A 19,124-nucleotide genomic window follows, 5' to 3' on the forward strand; every position below is an offset into this window, starting at 1 on the left:
GGCGCGACGGCATACGGCATCACTCATGATCGACGAGAAGGCAGCTGTGACAGACGAACTGACCGCCCGGCCCATCAACGGATCGGTGGCCGGCAAGACCGTGCTCGTGACGGGCTCCGACGGCTTCATCGGCTCGCACGTCGTCGAGCGACTCCTCGCCGACGGCGCCCACGTGCGCGCCTTCTGCCTCTACAACTCCAACGGCTCGGCGGGCTGGCTCGACGAGTCCGACGCGTTCCGGGCGGCCGTGCGAGACGGGCAGGCGGAGGTCGTGCTCGGCGACATCCGCGACCCCGAGCACGTCATGGCGACGACGGAGGGCGTCGACGTCGTGCTGCACCTCGCGGCCCTCATCGCGATCCCGTTCTCCTACGTCGCCCCTCGCTCCTACGTCGAGACCAACGTCATCGGCACGCTCAACGTGCTCGAGGCGGTGCGCCGGCACGGCACTCCGCGCCTGGTCAACACCTCGACCTCGGAGGTCTACGGCACGCCCGAGTCGGTGCCGATCACCGAGGCGCACCCGCTGCGCGGGCAGTCGCCCTACTCGGCGACGAAGATCTCGGCCGACAAGATGTGCGAGTCCTACGCCCTCTCCTTCGAGACGCCGGTCATGACGCTGCGGCCGTTCAACACGTTCGGTCCGCGGCAGTCCACGCGCGCGGTCATCCCGACGGTCCTGTCGCAGATGATCGCCGGCGCGTCCGAGATCCGGCTCGGTGACGTGACGCCGAAGCGCGACTTCACCTTCGTCACCGACACGGCCGACGGCTTCGTGCGCGCGGCGCTGTGCGACGTCGCCCCGGGCACGACGATCCAGCTCGGCACGGGCCGCACGGTCTCGGTCGGTGAGGTGGTCGACCTGTGCAAGAAGGTGACCGCGAGCGACGCCGAGATCGTCACCGAGGAGGCGCGCATCCGGCCCGAGGGCTCCGAGGTGCAGATCCTTCTGTCCGACCCCTCGCTCGCCCACGAGGTGCTCGGCTGGGCGCCGACCGTGTCGCTCGAGCAGGGCCTCGCGGCGACCGCCGAGTGGCTGCGGCCGAGGGTCGACCCCGACACGGCTGCGTGGTACCACCGATGAGCGCTGCCGCACCGCCGGCCGGCGAGGCTCACGCACCGGGCGCCCGTGGGCCCGAGGGCACCGTGCCGCTCGCCGTGCCCAACATCGGCGAGCTCGAGCGGCGCTACGTCCTCGAGGCCGTCGAGTCCGGCTTCGTCTCGTCGGTCGGACCCTTCGTCTCGGAGTTCGAGCGACGCTTCGCCGACCACGTCGGGTCGAAGCACGCCATCGCGTGCTCGACCGGCACGGCCGCGATCCACATCGGCCTCATCCTGCTCGGCGTGCAGGCGGATGACGAGGTCGTCTGCTCGGACTTCACCTTCGTCGGCTCGGTCAACCCGATCGCCTACCTCTCGGCACGGCCGGTGCTCGTCGACAGCGAGACCCGCACCTGGAACATCGACCCCGCCCTGCTGGCGTCTGAGCTCGACCGTCGCGCCGCTGCAGGTGAGCCGATGCCAAGGGTCGTCGAGGTCGTGCACGTGCTCGGGCAGCCCGCCGACATGGAGCCGCTCGTCGACGCCTGCGAGCGACACGGCATACCTGTGCTCGAGGACGCGGCGGAGTCGCTCGGTGCCACCTGGTCGACGGGCCGGTATGCCGGCCGGCACACGGGCACGGTCGGCGCGGTCGGGTGCTTCTCCTTCAACGGCAACAAGATCGCGACGACAGGGGGCGGCGGCATGATCGTCACCGACGACGACGCCCTCGCCGCGAGGGCCCGCCACCTGACCACCCAGGCAAAGGTGCCCGACGTGGGCTACCTCCACGACGAGGTCGGCTACAACTACCGGCTCACCAACATCGCCGCGGGCCTCGGGCTCGCTCAGCTCGAGCGGCTGGACGACTTCGTCGCCGCCAAGCACCGCATCGCCGCGCGCTACGACGAGGCGCTCCGCGACCTGCCTCTCATCCTGCCGCCGCGGGTCGACGGGCTCGACGCGACGTACTGGCTCTACTCCGTGCTCGTGCCCGAGTCCGACGGGCGGGGACGTGACGACCTGCTCGACCACCTCAACAGCCGCGGCATCGGGGCGCGCGCGCTCTGGCGGCCGCTCCATGCCCAGCCACCCTTCGCGTCGTCGCAGGTCGTCGGGGGAGCCGTCGGCGACGGGCTCTTCGAGCGGGGCGTGTCGCTCCCGTGCGCCACCGAGCTGACGGCGGACGACCAGGAGCGCGTCATCGCGGCCGTGCGGTCCTTCTTCGCCTGACGAAGCCCACCCCCTCGTCGAGTGGCCGCGTCGTCACTCGCCGGGGTGAGGGTCTGCGTGGACCGGGAGCGCGGAGCGCGGACGGCTGGTGCAGGATGGCCCGGTGGAGATCGCCATCGGCCTGCTCGCCATCGCCGCCACCGTGCTGGGCGGGTCGTGGTTCGCCGACCGGCTCGGCCTGCCGGCACCGCTCGTGCTCATCCTCGTCGGCATCATCGGCTCCTACCTGCCCTTCGTGCCGGAGGTGGCGCTGAGCCCCGAGATCGTGCTGCTCGGCATCCTGCCCCCGCTGCTCTATGCCGCCGCGATCCGCACGTCGCTCGTCGACTTCCGCAACAACCGGGCGGTCATCCTCAGCCTGTCGGTGGGGCTCGTGCTCTTCACCGCCCTCGGGGTCGCCGTCTTCCTCCAGTGGGCCCTCGGCATCGACTTTTGGGTCGCGTTCGCCCTCGGGGCGGTCGTCGGCCCGCCCGACGCGGTGGCCGCGACCTCGATCGGCCGGCAGATCGGCCTGCCGCGGCGGCTCGTTTCGATCCTCGAGGGTGAGTCGCTCGTCAACGACGCGACGGCCCTCGTCACGCTGCGCACGGCCCTGGCCGCGGCGGGTCTCGCCACAAGCGCCTTCGGCACCGAGGTGACCGTCGGCACGGTCGTCGGCGACTTCGTCTGGGCCTCCCTCGGTGGCGTCGCGGTGGGCCTGGGCATCGCCGTCGTCGTCAGCGTGCTGCGCAAGCACTTCACGACCGAGCCGGCCTTCGACACCGTGCTGTCGTTCATGGTGCCCTTCGCTGCCTACGTGCCCGCCGAGGAGCTGCACGCCTCAGGCGTCATCGCGGTGGTCACCGCCGGCCTCGTGCTCGGGCACAAGTCGCCGCGCACGCAGTCGGCCGCGTCGCGCCTCAGCGAGCGGATCAACTGGAGCTCGATCCAGTTCCTCCTCGAGAACGCCGTCTTCCTGCTCATCGGCCTGCAGGTCTTCTACGTCGTCGACCGGGTGCGGGCCTCCGAGCTCAGCGCCGGCCAGATCACCTTCGCGGCGCTCGGCACGCTCGTCGTCGTGCTCGTGCTGCGCCCCATCTGGGTCTTTCCCTTCCGGCTCTTCACCACGCGGGTGCTGCGCCGCGAGGCACCGGCACCGTGGACGCACACGGCCGTGCTCTCGTGGGCGGGCATGCGCGGTGTCGTCACCCTCGCCGCGGCGCTCCTGCTCCCGACCGACACGCCCTATCGCGACGTGCTCGTGCTCATCGCCGTGGTCGTCACGGTGGGCACCCTGCTCATCCAGGGCACGACGCTGCCGGGCCTCGCGCGGCGCCTCGGGGTGCGCGGTCCCGACCCGCGTGAGGACGCGCTCCAGGCGGCGACCGTGCTGGCCGCGGCGAGCCGGTCCGGCCTCGCGGAGCTGGCCGCGACGCCCGACCTTGACGACAGCACGAGGGCTCTGCTCACGTCGCGGTCCGAGGACCGCGTCAACCAGATGTGGGAACGGCTCGGAGCGCGAGGGGCCGGGATCGACGAAACCCCCAGTGACCGCTACCGCCGTGGCCGGCTCGCGATGCTGCAGGCCGAGCGCGACGAGGTGCTGCGACTGCGTGACGAGGGGCGCGCCGACCACGAGGTGCTGCGCGTCGTGCTGAGCGCGCTCGACCTCGAGGAGACGATGCTCGAACGGATCGACGACCAGGCCGAACGCCTGGCAGACAGTGAGGTGCTGCCCATGGAGACCATCGAAGCCGCCTGCGAGCACCTGCGTGAGGTCGCGGACGTCGCCGTCGAGCCCCGCACGCCTGAGGGCTGCGAGGAGTGCCTGCGTGACGGCACGACGTGGGTGCACCTGCGCCTCTGCCTGACGTGTGGACACGTCGGGTGCTGCGACTCCTCGCAGATGAAGCACGCGACCGCCCACTTCCACGAGACCGGGCACCCGGTCATGCGCTCGATCGAGCCCGGCGAGGCGTGGCGCTGGTGCTACGTCGACGAGCTCACCGGCTGAGCGTGCTGAGACCGGACCGACCGCCTCCGATCAGGTCAGTCGCTGCGTGATGGTCCGCTCGTCGTGGTCCAGCACGACGGTCGTGTCGGCGCCCTGCACGAGCGCGAGGTAGGGCGGCACGTGCCCGCACTCGACGTCGGCGACGATCGGCACGCCGAGCATGCCGAGGGCATCGCGCACGGCGTCGTGCTGCGAGAAGTCGGCCGTGCCCGGGGCGCGCGTGCGTGAGACGAGGATGCCGTTGGAGCGGTCGAACCAGCCCCGCAGCCGCATGGCGTGAAGCGCCCGGCAGATGTCGGTCGCGGCCCACTCCGCGATGTCGAGCACGTGCACGAACCCGTGTGACGCATGGGCGTCGGCGAAGGCGTCGAGGTCGGCGAACCGACCGCCCGCGAGGAAGCTCACGGTCTCGACGCAGCCGCCGACGAGACGGCCCGAGAACGTGACCGGCTCGTCCTCGTGGCCCGCGTCGAGGCGCACCCAGCTACCGCGGCCGTCCAGGGCGTAGTCCGACACGGTCGGGTGGGCCGCGTAGTCGTCGTGGCCCGTCGTGCGGAAGACGCCGGGTGAGCGCTGCACGATCTCACCCCCCGGTGGGGTGGCCGCGACGTCACGCCAGTGACGTATGCCGTCCGGCACGGCGTAAGGGGTGTCCATGAGGTTCTGTCCGTGGATCGTCGCGATCCCCGTGGTCAGGGTCAGCGGCGTCAGCCACGTCGAGCTGTCGGAGAAACCGACGCACCAGGTCGGCTCGGCGGCCGAGATCGCGTCGAAGTCGAGCAGGTCGAGCAGGTCGATGGCGGTCTCGCCGCCCCACGGCGGCACGACCGCACGGATGGCTGGGTCGAGGAGCATCGCCATGAGCTCTGCCGCACGGTCCTCGCGTGGCCCGCTGACGTGGGACGGACGATGGCGCGAGGTGTGGTTGAACTCGCCCACGACGACCTCGAAACCCTTGTCGCGCAGGGACTGCACGGCATACGTGAAGCGGGGCCACAGGTCGTCGGCGACACCGGAGCTCGGGGAGGTGACCCCGATGCGGTCGCCCGGACGCAGGGGAGCGGGGTAGCGGATCGGCATGACTGCCACTGTGCCAGTCATGCCGACCCGGCACCCCTGCATTGTTCGTCGGTCAGGCCTTGGCGGCCGCGAAGCCCTGCTCGAGGTCGGCGACGATGTCGTCGATGTGTTCGATGCCCACCGAGAGGCGGACGAGCCCGGGGGTGACCCCGGCCGCCAGGCGGTCCTCGTCGGGGCCCTGCGAGTGCGTGGTCGACGCGGGGTGGATGACGAGTGAGCGCACGTCGCCGATGTTGGCGACGTGGCTGTGCAGCGTCAGCGCCTCGACGAACTTCTTGCCGGCCTCGAGGCCGCCGGCGATCTCGAAGGAGAGCACGGCGCCGGCTCCACGCGGGGTGTACTTCTGCGCGAGCGCGTGAGAAGGGCTGTCGGGCAACGACGCCCACACGACCTTCTCGACCTGGTCGTGCCCCTGGAGGAAGGCAGCGACCGCGTGGGCGTTCTCGAGGTGGCGCTCGATGCGCAGCGACAACGTCTCGATGCCCTGGGCGATGAGGAAGGCGTTGAAGGGCGACGCGGCCGGACCGAGGTCGCGCAGCAGCTGGACGCGAGCCTTGAGGATGAAGGAGAGGTTGGCCCCGAGCGGGCTGCCGACGCCGAGGTCGCGCCCGTAGACGAGCCCGTGGTAGCTGTCGTCGGGGGTGTTGTAGTTGGGGAACTTCTCCGGGTCGGCGGCGAAGTCGAAGGTGCCCGCATCGACGATGACGCCGGCGATCGAGGTGCCGTGCCCACCGAGGTACTTCGTCGCGGAGTGCACGACGACGTCGGCGCCCCACTCGATCGGGCGGATGAGGAAGGGCGTCGCGACCGTGTTGTCGACGACCAGAGGCACGCCGTGCTCGTGAGCGAGGGCGGCGACGGCTTCGATGTCGAGGATCTCGGACTTCGGGTTGGCGATCGTCTCGCCGAACAGCAGCTTCGTGTTGGGGCGGATCGCGGCGCGCCACGAGTCGATCGAGGTGGGGTCCTCGACGAAGGTCACCTCGAGGCCGAAGCGCGTCAGCGTGTTCTTCAGCAGGTTGTAGGTGCCGCCGTAGAGCGAGGGGGAGGCGACGACGTGGTCGCCGGCCTCGGCGATGTTGAGGATCGCGAGAGTCTCGGCGGCCTGGCCGGAGGCGACGAGCAGGGCGCCGACGCCACCCTCGAGTGCGGCCAGACGCTGCTCGACGACATCGGTCGTCGGATTCATCAGCCGGGTGTAGATGTTGCCGAACTCCTTGAGCCCGAAGAGGTTTGCGGCGTGGTCGGTGCTCGTGAAGACGTAGCTCGTCGTCTGGTAGATCGGCAGGGCGCGGGCGCCGGTCGCCGTGTCGGCGGACTGCCCGGCGTGGATCTGCTTGGTCTCGAAGGACCAGTTGGGGCTGTCGGTCATCGTGGGGCTCGACTTTCTCGTTCGTGTCGACGACCGGGCCGGCGATGGCCCGAGCACCGACGATGCGGTGCGGGAGAGGAGTCTCCGCGCTTGCCCGCGGCGCCGGGTGGCGTCGACGGGCCAGGTCTTCACCCGGGGCACCCCACCGCGGTTGGAGGGTTGCCGGCCAGCAAGCCGGGGCTTGTCGCTGGCACTCATGACCTACCGGGGAGTCTACGAGCCACGGTTCGACGGTCCGAAACGGCCGTCCTCATCGTGGACGGGGGCGTCCCGGCAGCGGCGGCTGGAGCCGTCGTGGCATCGATCACGTGGACGTCCTACTAAATCGAACTCGCGAGTAGGATCACCGTTCGTGAGCACCCACACCGACTTCGACCTGTTCCGCACCAGCGAGGACCACGAGGCGCTCCGCGAGGCGGTCCGCGCGGTCTCCGAGGACAAGATCGCGCCGTATGCCGCCGCCGTCGACGCGGAGGCCCGCTACCCGCAGGAGGCCCACGACGCCCTCGTGGCCTCCGACTTCTTCGCCCCCCACGTGCCGGAGGAGTATGACGGAGTCGGCGCCGACGCGCTCGCCACGTGCATCGTCATCGAGGAGGTCGCGCGCGTCTGCGCGTCGAGCTCGCTCATCCCGGCGGTCAACAAGCTCGGGTCGCTGCCGGTGATCCTCGCCGGCACGGAGGAGCTCAAGGCGAAGTACCTCACGCCCCTGGCCCAGGGGAGGACGACGTTCTCCTACGGGCTGTCCGAGCGCGAGGCCGGGTCGGACACGGCTGCTATGAAGTGCCGGGCCCGTCAGGACGGCGACGAGTGGGTGCTGAGCGGCCAGAAGTCGTGGATCACCAATGCCGGCGTCTCGGAGTTCTACACGGTGCTCGCGGTCACCGACCCCGACGGTCCCCGCGGCGGCAACGTCACGGCCTTCGTCGTCGAGAAGTCCGACGAGGGCTTCACCTTCGGCGAGAAGGAGCGCAAGCTCGGCATCAAGGGCAGCCCCACGCGTGAGCTGTACTTCGACAACGTGCGGCTGCCGGCCGACCGCGTCATCGGGGAGGTGGGCGGCGGTCTGAAGCTCGCCCTGCGCACGCTCGACCACACCAGGGTCACGATCGGGGCCCAGGCCGTCGGCATCGCGCAGGGAGCGCTCGACCAGTCGCTGACCTACGTCAAGGAGCGCAAGCAGTTCGGCAAGCGCATCTCCGACTTCCAGGGCATCCAGTTCATGCTCGCCGACATGGCGATGGAGCTCGAGGCCGCCCGCCAGCTCGTCTACGTCGCAGCTGCGAAGTCCGAGCGTGGCGACAAGGACCTCACCTTCTTCGGGGCCGCTGCCAAGTGCTACGCCTCCGACGTCGCGATGAAGATCACCACCGATGCCGTCCAGCTGCTCGGGGGCGCCGGCTACACGAGCGACTTCCCGCTCGAGCGGATGATGCGCGATGCCAAGATCACGCAGATCTACGAGGGCACCAACCAGGTCCAGCGCATCGTCATGGCCCGCCAGCTGCTCTCCCAGGCAGTCACGTCCCGGGAGGCGTGAGTCGGGCCGTCACGACCGGCAGTCGACGCGCCGGTAGAGCGTGTAGGGCTCCTCCGTGCGCTCCTTCTGCCACGCCGCGCTGTCGCCGACGGCATCGACCCCTGCGTACGGGCTCAGATCGCTCTCGCTCTCGGTCGCCGGTCGCCCGCCCGTGATCGCCCACTCGGCGCGCTGTCGCTGAGCTGCTGCGCACACCTCGGGGTCGTCGCCCACGTCGTCGAGCCGTGCCGACAGCAGGGCGACGTCCCCGTCATAGTTGGTCTTCTCCGTGGGCACGAGCAGGCGTCGGCCGGACACGACGTAGAGATACGTCGCACCGGTCCACGGGTTGGCCGCGACGACTGCGTCGGTGGGGATGGCGGTCGAGAGCGACCTCAGGGCCCGCAGCTCGGTGTCCGACGCCCACGACAGCTCGTCGGGGGGCTGGAAGTAGCGGGTGAGCACGTCGCGGTGCGCGATCATGCCGGTCAGACTGATGGTGCAGACGGCCAGCGCGATGACGCCGGGCGTCGTGGACCGGCGGGCGCCCGGACCAGAGAGACCCCGAGCCGGCCGGTCGGCGGAGGGCCTCATGCCGCCGCCGTCCCGCCCGGACGCGACGCGAGCCGAGATCCGCTCGCCCAGCCACGCCGTCCCCGCGGTGGCCACGACCACTGAGGGGATGACCGACATGGCCTGGAACCGCGGCGCGTTGTTGTACCAGGGCCAGGTCAGGGAGCGGATCAGGGTGGAGTCGATCGCCACGTTGAGCCACCAGACGCTGAGACTGCCGACGAGGGCGACGAGTGCCCAACGAGCGGCAGGCTCCCGGCGTAGCGTGACAACCGCGCCGAGGACGAGCAAGACGCTGGCTGCCACGAGCGGGCTGTCCTTGTCGGCCGCCAGGAGCAGGACGGTGCGTGCCGCCTCGAGCGGGTCCTCGGTCGACCCGAGGGGCCCAGCCTCGGCCATCGAGCGCACCTTGAGGACTCGCAGGCCCAGCAGGGTGGCGACCGAGGCGCAGATCAGGACGAGTCCGACGGCGACCGCGGGGCCTCGTCGCGGCCAGCCGCGGCGGGCACCGCCCACCAGGCGGAAGGCGATGAGAGCGGCGCCCATGAGCAGAAGGGTCAGCAGGGCGTTGGGATGGGCGAGGCCCAGGGCCGGCAGCGCGACCATGACGACGAGGCCCGCTCGGAGACGCTCGGCGAGGGTCGTCTCCCGGGCGGTGGCGTCGGCGGCGACAGCCACGGCGGCGAGGGACGCTGGGATGAGGCTCTGACCGAGCAGGTTGGGCCAGAGCACGCCGTAGCCCATGAGCAGGAAGGGAAAGCCGGTGAAGGCGACGCTGAGGACTCCCGCGCTCACGGCGACAGCCGGGCGAGGTCCGAGCAGCGTGACGGCCAGGGCGATGCAGCCCAGGGGCCACACCAGTCCTGCCACGACGAGGACGTAGGCCGAGGACGACACGACCACCGGGACGCCCGTGAGGAGCGAGATCGTCGCGGTGAAACCGTGGAAGGCGGCCGGATAGAAGCCGCGCCACGTCGGCGACTGGAAGCGGCCCGCGTCCAGGGACGAGATGGTGCCTTCGCGCAGCATCCACTGCGCGTCGGCCAGGTGGAAGATGGTGTCCGGGTGCTGCGGAAAGGCCTCGGGTGAGGGCTGGGAGCCGAGGACGACCGCGAGCAGCACGGTGAAGGCGCTCGCGAGCCCGACCGCGACCCAGACCGCGAGCGAACCGTGGACCTGAGGCACGTCGCGGCGCGCGATGACTCCACCCAGCACGGCGCACACCAGCCAGGTGAGGCCCACGGCGACGAGCCAGGGCGCCACACCCCACCGCACCTCGAGCAGGGACGCGACGACGCCCGCGCCCGCGAGCACGGCGACGGACACAACCGGCGCGAGGCTCAGGGCCGCGAGGGGTCGAAGCCTCAGCAGGAGCAGGGAGACCGCACCCGGGAGGAAGACCGCACACCCGGCGACGAGGAGCACGGGAACGGCGGTGAACCACGTCCACGTGCCGGGGACGAGGATCCCCATGGTGCTCCTCCTCGGCATAGCGGGACCGGTGGAGCCCCCGTGGACGGCGACCACCCTAACCTGACCAGCACTGCTCTCCTGCCACACCCCGCGCCCCACCGCTGCGGGAGCGCCGTCGGCGCGAGGCTACGATCGGGAGCATGGTCGGCGCGGGGTCAGGGGCACTGCGCCTGCTGCGTGCCCTCGCCTTCGTCGCGACCACCGTGCTGCTCACGGTGACGGGGCACGCCTGGGCCGGCGGCTCGGTGTCGCCAGCGGCGATGGCCGTCCTTGCCGCCGTCTCTTGGCCGGTCGCCCTCATGGGGTCAGCGCGCGAGCGCCGCATTCGGCACCTGTTCCCCGCCCTCGCCGTCGGCCAGCTGGTCGGTCACGGGGTGCTCACCTTCTTCACCGGCGCCCCGACGACGGCGCTGGCCTGCGCCGGAAACTCCTCGCACCGGGTGCACGCACTGACCTCGGGCTGCCTGCAGGCCGACGCGCTCACCTCGGCGTCGACCGCGCTCAGCGGCTCCGCCTCGCCCTCTGACGTGGCCGGCATGGCAGGCATGGCCGCACCGGCCCCGGGCTGGTCCGCCGCCGTCATGGCCCTCGCCCACCTCGCGGCGGCGCTGCTGCTCGCCGCCCTCCTGGCCCGAGGCGAAGCCCTCCTCTGGCGCGTGCTCGGCGTCATCCTGCGCCGCGCCCCTCGGCTCGCTCCCGTGCGCCCGAGCCCCCTCCTGGGCGTCCACCGCGGCGCCCGCATCACCCCTCGGCACCTCGTGCTCGTCGTGCCCGGGCGTGGACCACCCACCGTCACTGCCTGACACCTCCGGCCGCCGGCTCCCGGCCTCCGGACGCTCTCGACGCGTGCCCCCGCCCGCGTCCGCTGTCACGCACCGACGTCCACGCCTGCCCAGAAGGAACTCCCGATGAAGCCCACCACCCTGCCCCCTGCCGTCTCCACGTCCGCCCTCCGTCGTCGCCGGGGCATCGTGCTCGCGGCGATGCTCGCCGCGCCCCTGGCGCTCGCTGCCTGTGGCTCGACCACCCCGGCCGGCGCCGGAGCGGCTCCCGCCGCGACCGCCGCGACCGCCGCGACCGCCGCGACCGCCGCCGGACCTGCCGGCCACGCCTCAGGGCACGCCCACGCCCTGACGCTTGACTCCGCCTGGGTCAAGGCCGGCTTCGGCATGACCGCCGCCTTCGGCACGATCAGCAACCCCACCGACCATGCCGTCACCATCGTCAGGGGCTCGTCCCCGGCGGCGGGGATGGTGCAGCTGCACACGATGCAGAAGCAAGCCGACGGCTCGATGACCATGACCGAGAAGAAGGCCGGCTTCGTCGTGCCTGCCAACGGCTCGCTCACCCTGAGCCCCGGCGGTGACCACATCATGCTCATGGGGCTGACGGCCCCGCTGAGCAACGGACAGGACGTGTCGTTCTCGATGATCAGCTCCGACGGCGAGGTGTTCGACTGGACCGTCCCGGTGCGCTCGTTCGCGGGCGCCGACGAGACGTATGCGCCCGACGGCCCGACCGATGCTCCGACGGGGACGCCGACGGGGACGCCGACGGGGACGCCGACGGGGACGCCGACCGACGTGCCGACCATGCACGACATGGCGCCCACGACCACCGCGTCCAGCTGATGGCCCGCCCCGACCCGAGTGAGCAGCACCGCAGCGCGCCGGGGCGTCGGGCGGTGCTGCGCACCGGCCTGCTGGCGGCCGGCGGCCTCGGGGTCGCCACCGTCGCGGCCACCAGCCCCACGTCGCCGAGCTCGGCCGGCCTGCCCGCCCCCGACGGCGGGCTGGCCGAGCGCCCTGGCAGCAGCCCGGGCACTGGAGCGAGCGGGACCCGATCCGCCGGCGACACCGTCGCCTTCCGGGGGGCGCGGCAGGCCGGCGTGGTCGACGCGCCCCAGCCCTTCGCGTCGTTCGTCGGCCTCGACCTGCCGCCGGGGGCCACGCGCGAGACGTGCGCCCGGCTGATGCGCGTGTGGACCGACGACATCGAACGGCTGATGGCGGCGCGCGGACCCCTGACCGACCTCGAGCCCGAGCTCGCAGCCGTGCCCTCACGTCTCAGCGTCACGGTGGCCGTCGGGCCCGGCTTCTACGACGCTGCAGGGCTCGCAGCCGACCGCCCGGCCTGGCTGGCACCCCTGCCGTCCCTGCCCATCGACCGCTTCACCGACGACTGGCCGCAGACCGACCTGCTGCTCCAGGTGCGGGCCGACTCCCCGGTCGCGGTCGCGCACGCCCAGCGCCGCCTCGTCGTCGGGGCCGATCCCCTCGCCGTGCAGCGGTGGGTGCAGCGCGGCTTCCGCGAGCCGCTCACCGACACCCGGCCCGGACTGGTCTTCCGCAACCAGTTCGGGCAGGTCGACGGCACGGTGCAGCCGCGGGTCGACGGGCCCGACGACCCGCTCGTGTGGATCGGTGGCGACGGGGCACCGGCCCCGAAGGGACTGCGCGACGGCAGCTCCGTCGTCGTCCGCCGCATCGCGATGAACCTCGAGACGTGGGACGAGGCCGATCGCACGGCGCGGGAGAACGCGGTGGGTCGCACTCTCTCGACGGGAGCGCCGGTCACGGGCGAGCGGGCCAGCGACCCGCCCGACCTCCTCGCCACCGACGGCCTCGGCTTCCCCGTCATCGACGCCGCCTCCCACATGCGGCGCGCCATGCCGGCGGAGCCGCACGAGCGCATCCTGCGCCAGCCGTATTCCTATGACGACGCGCCTGCGCCGGGGGCGCGGACGAACACGGGGCTCGTTTTCGTGTCCTTCCAGGCCGACCCGGTGCGGCAGTTCCTCCCCCTCCAGCGGCGCCTCGCGGAGGCCGACCTGATGAACATCTGGACGACGCCGATCGGCAGCGGGGTGTATGCCGTGCTGCCCGGAGCGCAGCCGGGGGAGGTCCTGGGGGCCGCGCTGCTGGCATGACCGGACCGGTGACATCGCCCTGGGTCACGACCCGGAGGCGATGGTCGGGCCACGGCCGCAGGCCCGCGAGAGCGCCTGCTCTTCAGGACCAGCCGGCGCCTGAAGTAGGCTGGCCCGCGCTCGACCCGGCCGACTCCGCCACGACGAAGGACGACAGTGTGACCGCCAGCCCCGGCGCCACCCCTCCGGTCAGCGTCATCATGCCGCTGCTCAACGAGGAGCGGCACCTGCGCGACGCCGTGGCGATGATCCTTGCCCAGGACTATCCGGGTCCCCTCGAGGTCGTGCTCGCCCTGGGCCCCTCACGCGACCGCACTGATGAGGTGGCGGCCGACGTCGCCGCTGCAGATCCACGAGTTCGCTTGGTGCCCAACCCGACTGGTCGCACCCCCGATGGGCTCAACGCCGCGATTTCCGCAGCCTCGGGTGAGATCATCGTGCGCGTCGACGGCCACGCCGAGATCCCCGACGACTACATCCGCGTCGCTGTCGCCGAGCTCCAGCGCGTCGATGCCGACAACGTCGGCGGCATCATGGACGCCCGGGGGAGCACCGACTTCGAGCGCGCCGTCGCGTGCGCGATGCGCAGCCCGATCGGCGTCGGAAGCGCCCGTTTCCACACCGGCGGTGAGCCCGGACCTGCCGACACCGTCTATCTCGGGGTCTTCCGCCGAAGCGCCCTCGAGCGGGTCGGGGGCTACGACCCCCACTTCGCCCGGGCCCAGGACTGGGAGATGAACCACCGCATCCGTGAGAGCGGTGGCACCGTGTGGTTCACGCCCGAGCTGCGCGTGACCTACCGTCCGCGCGCCTCCGTCAAGGCCCTGGCGAAGCAGTACTTCCACTACGGCCGCTGGCGCCGCGTCGTCGCCCGACACCACGAGGGCACGATCAACCCGCGCTACCTCGCGCCGCCGACGATGGTCGTCGTGACGACCGCCGCGACGGTGGCCGGCTTCGTCTGGGCGCCCGCCTGGGCGGTCCCCGCTGCGTATGCCGCCGGTGTCGTCGCCGGAGGCGCCGCCATCTCGCGTGGCGAGTCCGCCCGCACCCGCGTGGCGACGCCCCTCGTGCTCGCGACGATGCACTGGGCCTGGGGCGTCGGCTTCATCACGAGCCCGCGCCGCCTGACCCGCTGACCGGGGGCCATCGTCGGTCGACGTCCAGGCGGTCAGTTCGTCAGGGCGTCAGGCACTGCCGGCGCAGGCCACCCGCTCGTAGAGCGTGAACGGTGCGGCCATGGCTACCTGCCGCCAGGCCGGGGAGGTGCCCACGCGGTCGATGCCGACGAACTCCTCGACGCGGTTGCCCGCCCACGAGAAGGGCTGGCCGCCGACGAGGGCGTGGGTGACCCCCTGTCGCTCCGCTGCGTCGCACACCTCGGGGTCGGTGCCGACGCGGTCGAGCGCTGCCGCCAACAGCTGACGGTCACCGGGTGAGTTCGTCTTCTCGGTTGGGATGAGCAGCTGCCGCCCGCTGACGACGTAGAGGTAGGTGCCGCCGTTCCACGGGTTGGCGGCGACGACGGCGTCCTCGGGCAGTGCGGTCGAGAGCTCCCGCAGTGCCTTCAGCTCCTCGCCCGTCACCCACGAGTCAGGTGCCCTGGGGTGGAAGTAGCGGTGCAGGATGTGCCGGTGGGCCTCGAGCTGGATGCCGAGGTTGAGCGAGAACGCACCGAGCACGACGACCGCTCCGACCCAGATGGCGACGGTTCGACTACGGCGACGGGGCACGAGTCGGCCGACGAGGTCGGTCAGCGCGAGGAGCCCCGCGACGGCCGCGATCACCGCCGGCAGGATGGCCACGGCGTGGAGGCGGACCGCGTTGTTGTACCACGGCCAGGTGAACCACCGGGTGACGTCGCTGTCGACGGCGATGTTGAACCAGAAGAGCGCGAGCATCCCCAGGAGGGCGGGCACCACCCACCGCGCGCCGCGGTGGCGCACGAGCAGCGCGACGGCGCCCAGACCCACGATCGCGGCGAGCACCGGCAGGGGCTGGGTGAGGCGGGGGGCGAAGTTGAGCAGGTCCTGCCACGCGAGGTCGGTCGGACGCTCCGGGCCGGCCGCACCCGTGCCGACCATCGACGCCGGCCGCAGGACCACGGACGCGGTCGCGGCGGCGGCGATGGCCACCGCCGTGGCGCCGAGGACAGTGAGGCGTCGGGGCCAGGTCGGCGCGCGCGCCGCGAACGACAGCACCCGGCCCAGCACGAGCAGGCCACCGAAGAAGGCGAGGCTCACGAAGGCGTTGGGGTGCGCCATGACGAGTCCGGGAACTCCCGCAACGAAGAGGAGACCTGACCGGAGGCGGTCGGCGACGGCATACGGCGGCCTACCGAGCGCTCGGAAGACCCCCGCGAGGGCCGCCAGCGCTGCGGGCAGGAGGGCCTGACCCAGGAGGTTGGGCCACAGCACGCCGAAGCCCATGAGCAGGTAGGGATAGCTCGTGAACGCGACGCTGAGCAACGCCGCCAGCAGCACGACGACGACGCGACGCCCGAGCAGCGTGAGCGCGAGCACGATACACCCGAGCGGCCAGACCACCCCGACGAGGACGACGACGTAGACGGACGACGAGACGACGACCGAGGCGCCCGTGACGAGGGAGATCGACCCGGTGAACGCGTAGAACGCCGCGGGGTAGAAGCCCGACCAGGTCGGGAAGTTGAAGCGTCCGATCTCGAGGGAGGAGAGGGTGCCGTTGTCGAGCCCCCACTGCGGAGCCGCGACGTGGAAGATCGTGTCGGGGCCCTGGGGGAGCGCCTCGGGGGTGCGCAGCTCGGGCCGGATGGTCACGAGCACGACGATCAGGGTCACGAGGACGCTCGCCACCGTCGTCCACCACACGCCGTCGAAGCGCCCGCCGAGTGGCTGGGCCAGCCACGCACCCGATCCCGGCCGGCGTGCCGACAGCGCCCCAGTGGCCCGGGGGGCAAGCCGGCCGAGGCCGGCTGCCGCGGCTCCCATGACGAGGGCCCCTGTGACGAGGGGGAGCAGCCCCCAGCGCACCCCGAGCGCCCCGGCTACGACGGCAGTGAGCGCGAGGCAGCTCGTCGACAGCAGCGGAGCCAGGGCCAGGGCGGCCAGCGGCCGCAGACGCAGCGCGAGCCCGGCGGCGAGGCCGGGGACGAAGACGAGGGTCAGGGCGGCGAGGAAGACGACCAGGGTGTCGCTCCACGACGTCGTGCCCGGGTTGAGCACCCTCACCAGCCCCTCTCGCATCGGGCGTCGTCGTCGACGCCCGCGCGACTGTACCCACAACGGCCCGGACCACGGCAATCCGCGCTCGCCCCGACCGTGACGGTGGGCAGTGGACTCGGCACCGGGGTCACTACGATGGCGGCGGCGCCGGGCACCCGGCACCTGGCATCCCGGCAGCGGTTGCCTCCGGAGACCAAGGAGTCCACACCCTCATGGCACTGCCCACGCGTCCGGCTCGGACGATGACGCGCCTCGTCCGCAAGCTCGGGCAGGCCGCACCCCATGAGCTCAAGGCCGCCGCGCGGGCGCTGCCCGTCGACCCCGATCTCGTCGTCTACGAGTCGTTCGCCGGCAACGGCATGCTGTGCAACCCCGAGGCGATCTTCCGCGCCCTCCTGGCCGATCCCGCACAGCAGCACCGCCGTCACGTGTGGGTGCTCGCCGACCTCTCGGCCTACGCCTCCACCGTGGCGGAGTTCGCGGGCGACCCCCGGGTCCGCTTCGTCCGACGAGGTTCACTGGCCTACCACCGGGCGCTCGCGACGGCGGGGCTGCTCGTCAACAACGCGACCTTCCCACCCGACTGGGGCAAGCGCCCGGGGCAGACCTACCTCAACACGTGGCACGGCACGCCGCTCAAGGCGATGGGCTACGACGAGGCGCAGGGCGCGTGGGGTGCCCGCAACGTGCTGCGCAACTTCATGATGGCCGACTACCTGCTCTCGACGAGCGAGTTCATGTCGGAGCAGATGTACGAGCACGCCTACCGCCTCGTCAACATCGCCCCCGGTGAGCTCGTCGAGGTGGGCTACCCGCGCACCGACCTGCAGTTCGGTGACGCCGCCCGGCGCGACGGCACCCGGGCCCGGCTCGCCGCCGAGGGCGTCGTGCTCGGGGCCGACGAGACGCTCGTCCTGCTCGCGCCGACGTGGAAGGGCGAGTCCTTCCACGCGCCTCGCAACGATGCCGCCGACCTCGCCGCGCTCGTCGACGAGCTGGACGGACGGCTCCCCGCCGGGCACCGGGTGCTGCTCAAGGTGCACCAGCAGGTCTATCGCCACGCCTCCGCCGAGCCCCGGCTCGCGGGCCGCCTCGTGCCCAACCACCTGCCGACCAACGCCGTCCTCGGGCTCACCGACGTGCTCGTCACCGACTACTCGAGCATCTTCTTCGACTTCCTCTCCACCGGCCGGCCGATCGTCTTCCACACCCCTGACCGCGAGGAGTACGACGGCTACCGCGGCTGCTACCTCGCCCCGGAGGAGCTGCCCGGCCCGCAGGTCGCCTCCGCGGAGGAGCTCGCCGCCGTCGTCTCGGCCGTCGGCACCGGCAGCGGGCTCGACCCCACCGTCACGCACGGGGAGGCGTATGCCGCCGCGCGCGCCCGTTTCGCTCCCCGCGACGACGGCGGGGCGACCCAGCGGGTGCTCGACGTCGTCGTGCGGGGACGCCGCGACGGCCACACCGTGCGCCCCACCCGGCGTGACGGACGTCGGACGCTGATGCTCTACCTCGGCGGAATGATGTCCAACGGCATCACCAGCTCGGCGCTCAACCTGCTGCGCAGCCTCGATCACGCCCGCTGGGACGTCTCGGTCGTCATGGGCCCCATCGACAACGACGACCGGGTCGCGAACGCGGAGACGATCGACCCGCGCGTGCGGCAGTTCGTGCGCCAGGGCAACCCCGCCATGAGCAAGACCCAGTGGCTCAGCCGGCGGCGGATGATGCGCGGATACCTCGAGAACGTCTCGCCCCCGGCACTCGCCCGCCTCGATGCCGCGCTCGCCCAGGACTGGCGCCGCGTCGTCGGCTCGGCGTTCTTCGACCACATCGTCGACTTCAGCGGCTACTCGCCCGCGTGGACCTTCCTGCTCGGGCACGCCCCGGCCCGCAGCCGCTCGGTGTGGCAGCACAACGACCTGCTCGCCGACCAGATGCGCGAGGTCAGGGGCAAGCGCCCGCACGAGGCCAACCTGCGGGCCGTCTTCACCAGCTACGCCCGCTTCGACCACCTCGTCTCGGTCTCGGAGGCGCTGCGCGACATCAACGCCCGGTCACTGGCCGCGTGGGCGCCAGCGGACAAGTTCGCGGCAGCCCGCAACACCGTCGACGTGCAACGCGTCGTCAGCGGGGCGAGCGAGCCGGCGCCCGAGGGCACTCTCGACGCGCTTAGGCCCACCGAGAACGGCGCCCGGCCCTTCGTCTTCGTCTCGGTGGGACGGGTCTCGCCGGAGAAGAACCACGCGCGACTCATCGAGGCCTTCCAGAAGGCCCAGCGCAGTCGCCCCGAGATGCGGCTCGTCGTCGTCGGTGACGGGCCGCTGCGGGCCGAGTCCGAGGCGCTCGCCAGCCGACTCGGGCTGGCCGGGCTCGTGCTCTTCGTCGGGCTCCAGCGCAACCCGTGGTCGATCATGGCCGAGAGCGACTGCTTCGTGCTCTCGAGCGACTACGAGGGGCAGCCGATGGTCATCCTCGAGGCGCGCACCCTCGGCCTGCCCGTCGTCTCGACGTCCTTCGACTCCGTGGGCTCAGCCCTCGCCCCGGGGGAGGGGCTCGTCGTCGACCGGACGGTCGACGCCCTCGCCCAGGGCATGGTGGCCGCCGCGGAGGGGCGCGTGCCGTGTGTCGACTTCGACGCCACGGCCTACAACGCGCTCGTCGTCAGCGAGTTCGAGCGCGCCATCGGCGCCGCCGTCTAGCAGCGC

At 72.0% G+C, this 19,124-nt stretch carries 13 protein-coding genes and 1 riboswitch; of the genes, 9 read left to right on the forward strand and 4 right to left on the reverse strand.

The features are described from left to right. Nucleotides 1–46 precede the first annotated feature (46 nt). From LG278_RS07535 to LG278_RS07545, 3 genes are all read left to right on the forward strand, one after another. The gene (locus LG278_RS07535; RefSeq protein WP_404392475.1) at nt 47–1,084 is read left to right on the forward strand and encodes an SDR family NAD(P)-dependent oxidoreductase; all 1,038 of its coding nucleotides are present in this window, start codon (nt 47–49) and stop codon (nt 1,082–1,084) included. Beyond that, nucleotides 1,081–2,274: a DegT/DnrJ/EryC1/StrS family aminotransferase gene (locus tag LG278_RS07540; protein ID WP_404392477.1), complete on the forward strand. Its 1,194-nt coding sequence runs from the start codon at nt 1,081–1,083 to the stop codon at nt 2,272–2,274. Before LG278_RS07535 ends, LG278_RS07540 begins: the two co-directional genes overlap by 4 nt. Nucleotides 2,275–2,377: 103 nt before the next feature. After that, entirely contained in the window at nt 2,378–4,267 is a 1,890-nt protein-coding gene (locus LG278_RS07545; RefSeq protein ID WP_404392479.1) for a Na+/H+ antiporter, read from the forward strand. A 30-nt stretch (nt 4,268–4,297) separates the two neighbouring features. Here the strand turns inward: LG278_RS07545 and LG278_RS07550 are convergent, their stop codons facing one another. Beyond that, the gene (locus tag LG278_RS07550; protein ID WP_404392481.1) at nt 4,298–5,347 is read right to left on the reverse strand and encodes an LD-carboxypeptidase; all 1,050 of its coding nucleotides are present in this window, start codon (nt 5,345–5,347) and stop codon (nt 4,298–4,300) included. Nucleotides 5,348–5,399: 52 nt separating this feature from the next. Further along, nucleotides 5,400–6,719 carry a bifunctional o-acetylhomoserine/o-acetylserine sulfhydrylase gene (locus tag LG278_RS07555; RefSeq protein ID WP_404392483.1) on the reverse strand — a complete coding sequence of 440 codons (1,320 nt, stop codon included), beginning with the start codon at nt 6,717–6,719 and terminating at the stop codon, nt 5,400–5,402. Nucleotides 6,720–6,800: 81 nt separating this feature from the next. Beyond that, nucleotides 6,801–6,921, reverse strand: a riboswitch (SAM riboswitch). A 150-nt stretch (nt 6,922–7,071) separates the two neighbouring features. Between LG278_RS07555 and LG278_RS07560 the strand changes: the two genes are divergently transcribed. Then, entirely contained in the window at nt 7,072–8,259 is a 1,188-nt protein-coding gene (locus LG278_RS07560; RefSeq protein WP_404392485.1) for an acyl-CoA dehydrogenase family protein, read from the forward strand. Between the two features lie 9 nt (nt 8,260–8,268). On the opposite strand, the gene LG278_RS07565 is transcribed toward LG278_RS07560, so the two are convergent. Further along, nucleotides 8,269–10,284 carry a DUF6541 family protein gene (locus LG278_RS07565; protein ID WP_404392487.1) on the reverse strand — a complete coding sequence of 672 codons (2,016 nt, stop codon included), beginning with the start codon at nt 10,282–10,284 and terminating at the stop codon, nt 8,269–8,271. 140 nt (nt 10,285–10,424) lie between these two features. Here LG278_RS07565 and LG278_RS07570 point away from each other — a divergent pair, with 140 nt between their 5' ends. The 4 genes from LG278_RS07570 (at nt 10,425) to LG278_RS07585 (ending at nt 14,352) form a co-directional block, all read left to right on the forward strand. After that, nucleotides 10,425–11,087, forward strand: coding sequence for a hypothetical protein (locus LG278_RS07570; protein ID WP_404392489.1), 663 nt, complete (start codon nt 10,425–10,427; stop codon nt 11,085–11,087). Between the two features lie 105 nt (nt 11,088–11,192). Then, a complete protein-coding gene (locus LG278_RS07575; RefSeq protein WP_404392491.1) occupies nt 11,193–11,915 on the forward strand; it encodes a copper chaperone PCu(A)C in 723 nt (240 codons plus the stop codon). Next, nucleotides 11,915–13,213 (forward strand): Dyp-type peroxidase, encoded by a 1,299-nt coding sequence (locus tag LG278_RS07580; protein ID WP_404392493.1) that lies wholly within the window; start codon nt 11,915–11,917, stop codon nt 13,211–13,213. Before LG278_RS07575 ends, LG278_RS07580 begins: the two co-directional genes overlap by 1 nt. A 200-nt stretch (nt 13,214–13,413) precedes the next feature. Further along, the gene (locus LG278_RS07585; RefSeq protein WP_404393571.1) at nt 13,414–14,352 is read left to right on the forward strand and encodes a glycosyltransferase family 2 protein; all 939 of its coding nucleotides are present in this window, start codon (nt 13,414–13,416) and stop codon (nt 14,350–14,352) included. A 48-nt stretch (nt 14,353–14,400) separates the two neighbouring features. On the opposite strand, the gene LG278_RS07590 is transcribed toward LG278_RS07585, so the two are convergent. Then, complete coding sequence (locus LG278_RS07590) at nt 14,401–16,437, reverse strand: DUF6541 family protein (protein ID WP_404392495.1); 2,037 nt, start codon at nt 16,435–16,437, stop codon at nt 14,401–14,403. Nucleotides 16,438–16,628: 191 nt separating this feature from the next. On the opposite strand from LG278_RS07590, the gene LG278_RS07595 reads away from it, so the two are divergent. Next, complete coding sequence (locus LG278_RS07595; RefSeq protein ID WP_404392497.1) at nt 16,629–19,118, forward strand: CDP-glycerol glycerophosphotransferase family protein; 2,490 nt, start codon at nt 16,629–16,631, stop codon at nt 19,116–19,118. Nucleotides 19,119–19,124: the final 6 nt, after the last annotated feature.

Source organism: Humibacillus xanthopallidus, from assembly GCF_044793955.1.
GTDB lineage: Bacteria > Actinomycetota > Actinomycetes > Actinomycetales > Dermatophilaceae > Humibacillus > Humibacillus xanthopallidus_C.

What these genes read in the sequence shown, in the direction of transcription:
- LG278_RS07575 (WP_404392491.1), top strand. Translation starts at nt 11,193, where the DNA reads ATGAAGCCCACCACCCTGCCCCCTGCCGTCTCCACGTCCGCCCTCCGT.
- LG278_RS07580 (WP_404392493.1), top strand. Translation starts at nt 11,915, where the DNA reads ATGGCCCGCCCCGACCCGAGTGAGCAGCACCGCAGCGCGCCGGGGCGT.
- LG278_RS07585 (WP_404393571.1), top strand. Translation starts at nt 13,414, where the DNA reads ATGCCGCTGCTCAACGAGGAGCGGCACCTGCGCGACGCCGTGGCGATG.
- LG278_RS07570 (WP_404392489.1), top strand. Translation starts at nt 10,425, where the DNA reads ATGGTCGGCGCGGGGTCAGGGGCACTGCGCCTGCTGCGTGCCCTCGCC.
- LG278_RS07565 (WP_404392487.1), bottom strand. Translation starts at nt 10,284, where the DNA reads ATGGGGATCCTCGTCCCCGGCACGTGGACGTGGTTCACCGCCGTTCCC.
- LG278_RS07595 (WP_404392497.1), top strand. Translation starts at nt 16,629, where the DNA reads ATGGCACTGCCCACGCGTCCGGCTCGGACGATGACGCGCCTCGTCCGC.
- LG278_RS07555 (WP_404392483.1), bottom strand. Translation starts at nt 6,719, where the DNA reads ATGACCGACAGCCCCAACTGGTCCTTCGAGACCAAGCAGATCCACGCC.
- LG278_RS07550 (WP_404392481.1), bottom strand. Translation starts at nt 5,347, where the DNA reads ATGCCGATCCGCTACCCCGCTCCCCTGCGTCCGGGCGACCGCATCGGG.
- LG278_RS07590 (WP_404392495.1), bottom strand. Translation starts at nt 16,437, where the DNA reads ATGCGAGAGGGGCTGGTGAGGGTGCTCAACCCGGGCACGACGTCGTGG.
- LG278_RS07540 (WP_404392477.1), top strand. Translation starts at nt 1,081, where the DNA reads ATGAGCGCTGCCGCACCGCCGGCCGGCGAGGCTCACGCACCGGGCGCC.